This is a genomic window from Ralstonia sp. ASV6, from assembly GCF_016429285.1.
GTDB lineage: Bacteria > Pseudomonadota > Gammaproteobacteria > Burkholderiales > Burkholderiaceae > Ralstonia > Ralstonia flaminis.
Window position 1 is genome coordinate 1 of sequence record NZ_JAELUI010000168.1, and the last position, 10,693, is coordinate 10,693.

Here is a 10,693-nt window from a genome sequence, read left to right on the forward strand (position 1 = left end):
GCATGACGCTGAGCAGTTGGCGTGCAACGGCCTTGAAGTCGCCCTGCGGTGAATAGGTGGACAGGGATTTGCCCTGATGTTTGACCGTGACGATGCCGTTGCGGGCCGAGTAGGTGGCCTCGATGCGGCGCCCGCCGCGTTCGATATGGAAGGCGACAGTCTCGGCCAGCAGGCGTGAGGTGTCGGAAGACGCGGTCGACGATGCAGACGACGTGCGGCGGAGCGGGGGCGTGGCGATAGCTTGTTGGGCGGGGTGGCGCATTGCGCCTCCTCTAGGGGACACGGGTGAACTACCTAAGGCACGTTCTGTGCCAGCGGCAGGACGCCGTGATGTCATACAAAAGCCGCGCAGGGTACCTGCGCAATATGACAGTTCAAGCAGAGGTCTCGGCTGGTTTGACGCGCTGCGTCGGTCGGCGTGACAGGCTTTGTCAAATTTGTAAACGCAATTAACCGCCAAGCTTTTGATTTGCCCACCAAAAAATGGGCTGGCAGAGTGCGGCGGCACCAGCCATTCTGGTAAGTGACGTGGCGCACGCTCTGTCGTGGGCGCGTTCTGCGTGCAGTCTGCAGGAGACCTTCTGCACGACACCCAGACCAACATGGAGGCGATATGGGTTCCCATACCTACAAGATGATCGAACTGGTGGGGTCTTCGCCGGAGTCGAGCGATGCGGCCATCCGCAATGCCATCGCCCGGGCCGGCGAGACGCTGAAATACCTTGACTGGTTTGAAGTGCTTGAGACGCGCGGCCACCTGGTGGACGGCAAGATTGCCCACTGGCAGGTGACCATCAAGGTGGGGATGCGGCTGGAGAGCCTGGCGAGCGAGAAACCTGCCGGCAAGAAGAAAGGCAAGTAGGCAAAGAAAAAGGCAGCCCGGAGGCTGCCTTCTTCACGAGGACTGCGCTGCAGGCGTTATTGCGACTGCGAGAAGTCCAGCGCGTTGGTCAAGTCGCCCATCGGCTTGTTGCCGTTGGCCACCAGGCCGTCGTCACGCTGCTTGATGCCGGGCAGCGTCGGCAGGGCAAAGCGGTGCGTGATCAGGCGCAGCACCGAAGCCGTGTCGTACTGGGTGTGGTCAACGAAGCCCTTCTTGGCGAACGGCGAGATGATGATCGCCGGGATACGCGTGCCCGGGCCCCAGCGGTCAGCCTTCGGCACCGTGGCGTGGTCGTAGAAACCGCCGTTTTCGTCATACGTCACCACGATCACCATGTTCTTCCACTGCGGGCTCTTCTGCAGCTGGGCGATCACGTTGGCGATGTGGGCGTCACCGTCGGCCACGTTGGCATAACCGGCGTGCTGGTTCAGGTTGCCCTGCGGCTTGTAGAACGTCACGGCCGGGAGCTTGCCTGCGGCGGCATCTTGCAGGAAGGCGGCGTCGTAATCCTTCAGGTGGGCTGCACGCTCGGCGGTACCGGTGGTGGTGGCGGGGTCGAAGCGCGTGAAGTAGTTGAACGGCTGATGGTGCGGCTGGAACTGGATCGTGCCGCCGTAGATCACGCTGCGCGTGGTGTTGGGTGCGTCGGCCAGCGCGGCGTTCCAGGCGCCAGCGTACCAGGCCCAGTTCACACCCTTGGCGGTCAACAGGTCCCCGATGTTGGTGGTGGACTGCACCGGCATCGTCGAAGCCTTGGTCGGGTCAGCATAGGCAGCGTTGCCGCTGGCCACGCCGTTACCCGACGGCTGGTACGGCGGCTGCATCGTGTTGACTGCGTACGAGTTGCCGTTGCTGTCGATTGGGGTCAGGCTGCCGTCGCCCGGGAAGGTCGGCGAGCCTGCCATCACGGAACTGGCGCTCGGTGCCAGTTGCGGCGTGCCGTTGGCGTCGACGGACGCGATGGTGGCAGGGCTCTTGAAGGCAGGCGAGTTCTTGACGTTCGGGTAGATCGGCGCGCACGCGCAGATCAGGTACTGGTGGTTCAGGAACGAACCACCGAAGGCGCCCATGAAGAAGTTGTCAGCCAGCGTGTATTGCTTGGCGATGTTCCACATGGCCATCTTGCTGCCGTCGTAGTAACCCATCGACAGGCCACCCGCATCAGCAAAAGCGGCGAACTTGTCGTTCTTGCCGCCGTTGATCTGCATCTGGTTCTGATAGAAGCGGTGCCAGAGGTCGCGCGTGATGACGTTCTGGCCGACAACGGTGCCCGAAGTACCGAAGCCAGACGGACTGTCGATCTGGAACATCTGGTTGGGCATGTTGGCGGATTGCGCCTGCGTGACCTGCACGGTTTGCCCGGCAGCGGTCACACCGCCCCAGGTCGGCGGCAGCGTCGGCAGGACGGAGCCGTCGAAGTCCTTCTGTGCAACGGCAGTGCCCGTCGAGGTCGGGTTCACACCCGGAATGCCGTTGGCGCCCGGGAACAAGCCATACAGGTTGTCAAAGCCGCGGTTTTCCGCGTAGATCACGACGATGGTCTGCACGTTGTTGTTCAGCGCCATGCGCTTGGCAACGCCGTCGCGGATGCCCTTGTTGATGTCGCCGCCGCTGGCCACGGCATCGGCAATCAGCGCGATGGCCTGATCGATTTCAGCCTGCAGAGCCGCCTTGATGTTGGCGTCGCTTTCCTTGTTGTGGTCTTCCAGCAGCTTGTCGATCGTCACGCCCAGGCGCGCGGCCAGGGCTGTCTTGGCAGCGTTGATGTCGCCGCCGTTGCTGTCCATCAGGGCAGCCAGTTCCGTCGAGATTGCGCTGACCACGCCAGCGGCGCCGGCCGGTGCGCGGAACACCAGCGGTTGCGTGATGGCATTGTGGGCACCCGTAGCCGGGTCGTTGCGGAAGGCATCCGTGCCGACTTCCACCGTGATGGCGCCCGTGCCGGCGAGCGTGTACGCGCCGTTGGCATCGGTATAGGTGCTGGCTTCACCCGAATCGCACTTGCCGTTGTTGTTGGCATCGATACAGACCTTGGCATGCTCGAAGTAGCTGCCCGTCACCACGCCCGAAGTGGACTGGGTGGAGGCGCTGTTGTTCGAGTCGCTGCCGCCACAGGCGGACATGCTGGCCGCGACCAGCGCGGTCAGCGGCAGAAGACGGAATGCTCGGCTCATGATTTCCCTGGATTGTTGTGTGGGGGACGAAAGCGAGCCGGAGTCTGGTCTTCCTGTGTGACAAGTTGATGATGAAAACGTTGGCCTGAAGCGAGTCTCGGTCCAATTGACCGTGATAACCATCATCAGGAGGAGCAGGGGCACCACCGAACGTTTGAAGACATTTGCCACCATGAACGTTCTCCAAGGGCTGACGTGACAGACGTTTGACGACATCAAAGTGTCATCACTTGCATGCTAAGTTGCAAGGCTCCCAACATTCCGCCCATCGCCAATGCATCGTCGTCTTTTGCCTGTTGCCACGTTTCGCGTGATCGCTGTTTCGGCGCTTGCGCTTGCCGGGTTGGCTGCGTGCGGACGCGGCGAACCGTCCTCGGCGCAGGCGGCGACGGCTGCCTCGGTTCCGTCGGCTTCCCCGCCAGTAGTCAAGCCGGTGGCAGCTTCCGCACCGGCTGCACCGGCCTACGAGAAGGCCTTCTACACGATGATGGCGACACGCCGCCCATCGGTGCCCGCCATGACGGCACTGGGCAAGGCGCTGTTCTTTGATCCAGCACTGTCTGCCTCTGGCAAGCAGGCCTGTGCGAGCTGCCATAGCCCCACGCACGCCTACGGCCCGCCGAACGATCTGTCCGTGCAGTTGGGCGGCGCCGACATGCACAAGACCGGCGTGCGCGCCGCGCCGTCGTTGCGCTACATCCAGAATGTGCCGCCGTTCTCCGAGCACTTCTACGAGAACGACGGCAACGATTCCGAAGACCAGGGCCCGACCGGCGGCTACACCTGGGACGGTCGCGTGTCCTCCACGCACGATCAGGCGCGCATTCCGCTGCTTTCCGCGCACGAGATGGCAAACGGTACGCCGGCTGCCGTGGTTGCCAAGCTGCGCAGCGGCCGCCACGCGCAGATGTTCCGCCAGGTATTCGGCGACGACATTCTTGACAATGAGGACACCGCCTTCCGCGCCGCGCTGATGGCGCTGGAGGTATTCCAGCAGACGCCGTCGGAGTTCTATCCGTACGACAGCAAGTACGACGCGTTCTTGCGCAAGCAGGTCAAGCTGTCGCCGCAGGAGATGCGCGGCCTGCAAGTCTTTGCCGATCCGGCCAAGGGTAACTGCGCCTCGTGCCACGTGAGCGCCATCAAGCAGGACGGCGCCTTCCCTGCGTTCACCGATTTCGGCCACATTGCCGTGGGCGTGCCGCGCAACCGCGCGCTGCCGGCCAATGCCGATCCGGCGTTCTTTGACATTGGCCTGTGCGGCCCCGACCGCACCGACCTGAAAGACCGCACCGACTACTGCGGCCGCTTCCGCACGCCGTCACTGCGCAACGTGGCGCTGCGCAAGACGTTCTTCCACAACGGCGCCATCCATACGCTGGAAGACGCCGTGCGTTTCTACGCCCAGCGCGACACGCAACCGCAGAAGTGGTATCCGCGCAAGGCCGATGGCACTGTCGACAAGTTCGACGATCTGCCGGCCCAGTACCGCGCCAACGTCAACATGGAGCCGCCCTTCGGTGGCAAGCCAGGCGACAAGCCGGTGCTCTCCGAGGCCGACGTGCGCGACATCGTTGTCTTTCTCAAGACGCTGACCGATGGCTACCGCCCCGTGCAGGCTCAGAAGCCGGCCGGGCGGGCCGCCCGGGTTTCCCACGTGGCGCAGCGTTGAGCGCATAGGCGGTCGGCCCATTTGTTGCGTTCTCTGCCGCAGCGCTGGCCATGCGTGCGCTGCGGTTATCATCGGCAGATTGCGTTTGCGCTGTCACTGAATCTTCCCTATGACCTGGCTTGCTGACCCGTCCATCTGGATTGGCCTGTTCACCCTCGTGGTGCTCGAGATCGTTCTCGGCATCGACAACCTCGTTTTCATCGCCATCCTCGTCAACAAGCTGCCGCCAGCGCAGCGCGATCGTGCGCGGATGATCGGCCTGGGGCTGGCGCTGGGGATGCGGGTGGTGTTGCTCATGGCCATGTCATGGCTGATCGGGCTCACCAAGCCGCTGCTGACGATCGGACCGGTGGATCTGTCGGGCCGCTCGATCATCCTGCTGCTGGGCGGGTTCTTCCTGTTGTTCAAGGCCACGTCCGAGCTGCACGAGCGCCTGGATGGCGAGCCTCAGGACGAAAGCCACGGCACCGGTCACGGCAAGTTCTGGAACGTGATCGCCCAGGTGGTGATCCTGGATGCGGTGTTTTCCATCGACTCCGTTATCACCGCCGTGGGCATGGTCAATGACCTGCCGGTGATGATTGCCGCCGTGGTGATCGCCATGGGGGCCATGCTGTTCGCCTCGCGTCCGCTGACGAACTTCGTCAACGCGCATCGCACCGTGGTGGTGCTGTGCCTGAGCTTCCTGCTGATGATCGGCTTCAGCCTGGTGGCGGAAGGGCTGGGCTTCCATATTCCAAAGGGCTATCTGTATGCGGCCATCGGGTTCTCGATCCTGATCGAGTTCTTCAACCAGGTAGCCCAGCGCAACACCGTGCGCTACGAGCGCCGCCGCCCGCTGCGTGAGCGCACTGCAGACGCCGTGCTGAGCCTGCTGGGCGACCGTCGCGGTACCCCGGCCGATACCGAGGCCCACGAAACTGCGCCCCATGCGGATCAGCCCGCGCCCGAGGCCGTGTTCCGCCCCGAAGAGCGCAGCATGGTCAGCGGCGTGCTGGATCTGGCCGAGCGCTCGGTGCGCTCGATCATGACGCCGCGTCACGACATCTCGTGGGTGGACCTGGATGCCGATGCGGCAACCACGCGCAAGTTGTTGCTGGCGGTGCCGCACAACCAGTTTCCGGTCTGCCGAGGCGGGTTGGATGATCTGGTGGGCGTGGCTCGTGCCAAGGACTTGATGGGTGACCTCGACACGCGCGGCACCATTGACGTGGAGCGCTCGGTCAAGCCCGCGCTCAAGGTGTCGGATAACGTCGGCATCCTGCGCCTGATGGATCTGCTCAAGCGTGCGCGCGGGCGCATGCTGCTGGTGATCGATCCCCTGGACGTAGTGCAGGGCGTGGTGACGCCCATCGACGTGCTGGAAGCCATTGCCGGGGAGTTTCCCGACGAAGACGAGCGCCTTGACGTGGAGCAGGCGAGCGAAGGCTGCTGGGAGGTGGCTGGCGAGGCCGACCTGCGCCAGCTCGAAGACGTGCTGCACGTCGACTGGCTGCTCGACGAAGGTGGTGGTGCCACGAGCCTGGGCGGCTACCTGTTCAACCAATGGGATCGTCTGCCCGAGGTGGGCGACACGCTGGTGCGCCACGACCTGCGTTTCGTCATCCTCGAAGCCGGTAGCCGCCGCATCGTGCGCGTGCGCATCGAGCGCATGGAAGAGGTGACGGCGCCCGACGCCGAAGCCTAAGCCACGTATTCCGGCGCCGCCGCACTCAGCAGGCGGGGCGCCGAGACACTCATCCCGGCAGCCGTCAGCGTTGCCGCCAGCGTTTCCAGCAGCGCATACACGTCTGCCGCCGCGTTTGCGTGCATGCCTTCTACCACGATCAATGCGCTCGATGTCTCTGCGCGGACGGCCGAATCGCCGCTCTGGCGGTGGCACCAGCGGCGCGCGTGTGCGTGGTTGGCGCCGTCGGCAAAGATCACCTCATCCGCATCGGGCTGCTCGGTTTCGCCAGCGAAGGTGAGATAGCGCTCGTTACCAGTGGCGCGGCGGACGGTCAGATGCCCGTCGATGGCCATTGCATCAAACACCGCCACCGGAATCGCAAACGCCAGCGAGGCCGCGTTGCAGACGTCGATGAGCGGGTGCAGTTGCGGCAGCGCGTCGTCTTTCCGGAAGCGTCGCAAGAGCGATTCTGCGGCGCAGCGGTATTGCGTGGGTTTTAGCCCCATGCGCGAGAACGCGCGCCGCCACGCCTGGATTTCGGGCAATTCGCCTTCCGGTGTGCCCGCCAACCGGACGCGGGCGACCGATAGCAGCCGGGCGATTTCCGTATCAAAGCGAGCATCCTGCCGGACACCCTTGACGGACAGCACGCCGGGCACGAGTTCGGGAAAGTCTTGCCAGATCTGTGGAGTATGAACGAAGCGCATGGTCAGATGGATTCCTTAGGGCGGGAAGACGTTGGTGCAGATGAACGCGCCAGGGCGAGGCTCAGTACCGCCGCCAGTACGCATGCAATGCCGGCGATTTGCCGAACGCTGACCACCTCACCGAGCAGTACGGCGGCAAAAACGACTGCGGCCACCGGCGCGAGGGCCGTGAAGAGCGCGGCCTCTGCGCCGCTCACGCGTGCCGCCCCTGCATACCAGAGCACGAAGCCGCCGACGGTGGGCACGATGGCGTAGTAGGCAACCGCGGCCAATGCTTGCGTTGCCTGGGTGGAAGCATGCAATTGCCATGGGGTCTCCCACAGGGCTGGAAGCAATGCTGTCAGCAAGCCAAACAGGCTCATCAACGTCGATAACGCCAGCGGCGGCACGGGTGTGCGCAGCCGCTTGTTGAGCAGGATGAACAGCCCTTCACACACCACTGCGCCAATCACCAGCATGTTGCCCGCCAGCGGATGCGCAGCGTCGCTACCGGGTTGGAAAGCGATGGCCAGCACGCCCGTCGTCGCCAGTGCAATCGCCCCCAATACCGCGCGCCCTGGCCGTTCGCCCAGCACCGCAATGGCAATGAGCGCGGATACCACCGGCAACGTGCCGATGATGACGCCTGCATCTGCCGCCGACGTATGACGAAGCCCCGAGATCAGCAGCGTCGTGTAGCCCACGCTGCCAGCCGCCGCCTGCAGGAACAACAGACCCCACTCCGTGCGTGAAAGCGCCGGCCAACGCGCACCCGTTAAGCGCATGGCAACGAGAAACAGCGGCAGCGCCATCGCAAAGCGCAACGCCGTGGCGGTGAATGGCGGGAGCCCGCCAGCGATGATCTTGCTGGCCGCAACCGTGCTGCCCACCAGCACCATCGCCAGTGCGAGGTAGAGGCAGCCTTCGAGGCGTCTGGACATGTCGAACCCTGCGTCTGTGAAAGACCGCAGGATGGCGGCGCCCGAAGCGCGCGTCTTGAACGAAATTGCAGGGAAGAGAGCGGCCGGTTACCGCGTCGCCGCCACCATGCCAGGCGATACGCCGTATTTGCGCACGAACTGGCGTGTCATATGGCTCTGGTCGGCAAAACCGCAGGCTGCAGCAGTCTCTGCCAGCGGCAGGCCCTGGGCGATCAGCCGGCGCGCGAGGGCAACGCGCCGCTGCAATTGATAGGCATGCGGCGTGAGGCCCGTGACACGCGCAAAGCCTCGCAACACCTGAAAGCGGCTGAGCCCGGTTTCCTGCGCCAGGTCGAGCAGGGAGACCCCGGTGGCTGGGTCATCGTCGATGCGCATGCGCGCCATGCGGATGGCGTCGGGGGCATCGTTGGCGTGGCTGTTGACGGTGTGCAGCGCATCGGCCAGTACCGATAGCAGCAACTGTTCGCGCAGCAGTGCATCGCATTGTGTGGCGGGTGCCGTCATTTGCGTGAACAGCAGGCGCACGCGCCGCGCCAGGTTGGCATCGCGCGCGACTGGGCGGTTGAACTCCATATTGTTCTTGCCGATCTGCAGGTCATGCGCAAGTGTGCCGATCGTGCCCGGGTCGAAGTACAGCATGCGCCAGGCGCGGCCTGCATCGCCGATCGGGGTGCCGTCGTGCACCTCGGCCGGATTGACCATGATGACGTCGCCCGCACCGGCTTCAACCATGCCGCGCCCGCTGAACGACTTCTGTGCACCCCGGTCGACAATGCCGATGCCGAACTGCTCGTGCGTGTGGCGCGGGAACGTATGGCCGGAATCTGCGGCAACGGCCTCCACGCCGTACATGGTGCAGCGGAGCATCGAGAACGCGGGGCGGGCCGGCCGGCTGGGCAAGGCGGGTCTCCTGGGTGCGGGACGAATGCCGCAGGATAGCGTGCTTTGCGGGGGCGGGTGAGCGATGCGACAGATCGCGGCACGTGCGCGCGGCGCCATCTTGAAACGCCGTGGAACGTGTTCTTCTCATTTCGCTCAATTTCTGGTGCCATGCGGTTGTTATCCTCAAGGCATCCCGCCCGGGGTCACCCGGTAAGATGACGTGAAGCCTGACGTCCGGCCATGCGGGAATCGTCCCCGCTGGCGCGGGCGACAGTGTGTTTGCATCGATCCATGCGTCCGTCTTTCGGCATTACCTCCAAGCTGTTCGTTGTGCTGTTCGCGTTGAGCATCGTCGTGGCGCTTGCCATGGGTGCAGCCGTGCGGTGGCGCTTCGACGCCAACTTTCTTGAGTACGTCAACACACGCGAGGCGGAGCGTATGACCGTGCTCGCCCGCGGCGTTGAAGCGGCTTACGCCGAGCACGGCAACTGGGAATTCCTGCGCAACGATCGTCAGGCGTGGTTCCGCCTGCTGCGCCGTGAAGGTGCCCGTGCCCGTGCCAATGGCATGGGGGGCGAGCACCTCGACCCGCCGCCCGGTCGACACTTTGATCCGCTGCCGCCCGATATGGGGCGTGGCATGCCTGCGCCGCCGGATGTTGCGCGCGCCGGCAGCCTGCCTCCGCATCCGCCAGGCGAGCCGCCGCCGATGCCCCGGTCGCCGATCTGGCTGTTGGATGCCGAGCGCCACGTCATCATTGGCGATGGGCCACCGCTGGGCCCCAACGCAAAATGGCATGAACTCCGTCACAACGATCTGACGATCGGCTGGTTGGCCATGCCGCCGCGCATGCGTGTGCCCGAAGGTGCAGACCAAGCTTTCCTGGGGCAGCAACTGCGGGCGACATGGATCATCGCCGGATTGTCGGTGCTGCTGGCCGCGCTGGTGGCGGTATTGCTTGCGCGTGGGCTGCTTGCGCCAATGCGCCGGCTGACCGACGCCGCCCGCCGCATGGCCGACGGCGACTACGCCACGCGCGTTGATGTGCATTCGCGCGACGAACTTGGCGGGTTGGCGGCAGACTTCAACCACTTGGCGGCATCGCTGGAGGCCAATCAAAAGATGCGCCGCCAGCTCACTGCCGATATCTCGCACGAGCTGCGCACACCGCTGGCCGTGCTGCGCGGTGAACTGGAGGCGATGCAAGACGGCGTGCGTCCGTTGACGGTCACCTCGCTGGCCTCGCTGCAGGCTGAAGTGGCCACGCTCAGCAAGCTCATCGACGATCTGTACGAGTTGTCACTGGCCGACGTGGGGGCGCTGGCCTTCCACATGGAAGCGCTTGATCTGGCCGATGCCGTGTGCAGTGCCGTGCAGGGCTTTACGCCGCGCCTGATGGAGAAGGGCATCGCGTTGCAACTCGATCTGCCGAGCGTGCCTTCGCAAGAGGCCATGGTCAACGGCGATCCGCAGCGCCTGCGTCAGGTCATGCAGAACCTGCTGGAGAACACCCTGCGTTATACCGATGCCGGCGGCACATTGCGCGTGCATGTCCACCAGGACGGCCAGTGGCAACAGATCGACGTGCAGGACAGCGCGCCGGGCGTACCCGAGGCGATGCTGCCGCGCATCTTCGACCGGCTCTTCCGCGCCGACCCTTCTCGCAGTCGTGCGCAGGGCGGCGCAGGGCTGGGCCTGAGCCTGTGTCAGACTATTGTTGCCGCGCATGGTGGCACCATTGAGGCCAGGCCCTCGCCGCTGGGCGGGCTCTGGATCATCATCCGCC

Annotated in this window: 9 protein-coding genes; 4 read left to right on the forward strand and 5 right to left on the reverse strand. The window is 64.6% G+C overall.

The annotated features are described in order from the left end of the window. Positions 1 to 262: hypothetical protein (locus JHD73_RS23945; protein ID WP_199032673.1), on the reverse strand; the 262-nt coding region annotated here is incomplete at its 3' end. Positions 263 to 613: 351 nt separating this feature from the next. Between JHD73_RS23945 and JHD73_RS23950 the strand changes: the two genes are divergently transcribed. Further along, entirely contained in the window at positions 614 to 862 is a 249-nt protein-coding gene (locus tag JHD73_RS23950; protein WP_064806855.1) for a dodecin, read from the forward strand. 56 nt (positions 863 to 918) lie between these two features. Here the strand turns inward: JHD73_RS23950 and acpA are convergent, their stop codons facing one another. Further along, complete coding sequence (gene acpA / locus JHD73_RS23955) at positions 919 to 3,057, reverse strand: acid phosphatase (protein ID WP_199032674.1); 2,139 nt, start codon at positions 3,055 to 3,057, stop codon at positions 919 to 921. A 274-nt stretch (positions 3,058 to 3,331) separates the two neighbouring features. On the opposite strand from acpA, the gene JHD73_RS23960 reads away from it, so the two are divergent. Together JHD73_RS23960 and JHD73_RS23965 are read left to right on the forward strand one after the other, a co-directional pair. After that, entirely contained in the window at positions 3,332 to 4,729 is a 1,398-nt protein-coding gene (locus JHD73_RS23960) for a cytochrome-c peroxidase (RefSeq protein ID WP_199032675.1), read from the forward strand. Between the two features lie 109 nt (positions 4,730 to 4,838). After that, on the forward strand, positions 4,839 to 6,416 hold the full coding sequence (locus JHD73_RS23965) for a TerC family protein (RefSeq protein WP_199032676.1): 1,578 nt from the start codon (positions 4,839 to 4,841) through the stop codon (positions 6,414 to 6,416). Here the strand turns inward: JHD73_RS23965 and JHD73_RS23970 are convergent. The 3 genes from JHD73_RS23970 to JHD73_RS23980 form a co-directional block, all read right to left on the reverse strand. Next, positions 6,413 to 7,105 carry a B3/4 domain-containing protein gene (locus tag JHD73_RS23970; RefSeq protein WP_199032677.1) on the reverse strand — a complete coding sequence of 231 codons (693 nt, stop codon included), beginning with the start codon at positions 7,103 to 7,105 and terminating at the stop codon, positions 6,413 to 6,415. The genes JHD73_RS23965 and JHD73_RS23970 overlap by 4 nt on opposite strands. A 2-nt stretch (positions 7,106 to 7,107) precedes the next feature. Then, positions 7,108 to 8,025 (reverse strand): DMT family transporter, encoded by a 918-nt coding sequence (locus JHD73_RS23975; RefSeq protein ID WP_199032678.1) that lies wholly within the window; start codon positions 8,023 to 8,025, stop codon positions 7,108 to 7,110. Between the two features lie 87 nt (positions 8,026 to 8,112). After that, entirely contained in the window at positions 8,113 to 8,892 is a 780-nt protein-coding gene (locus JHD73_RS23980; RefSeq protein WP_233177133.1) for an AraC family transcriptional regulator, read from the reverse strand. 306 nt (positions 8,893 to 9,198) lie between these two features. On the opposite strand from JHD73_RS23980, the gene JHD73_RS23985 reads away from it, so the two are divergent. Further along, on the forward strand, positions 9,199 to 10,693 hold a 1,495-nt coding region (locus JHD73_RS23985), incomplete at its 3' end, for an ATP-binding protein (protein ID WP_199032679.1).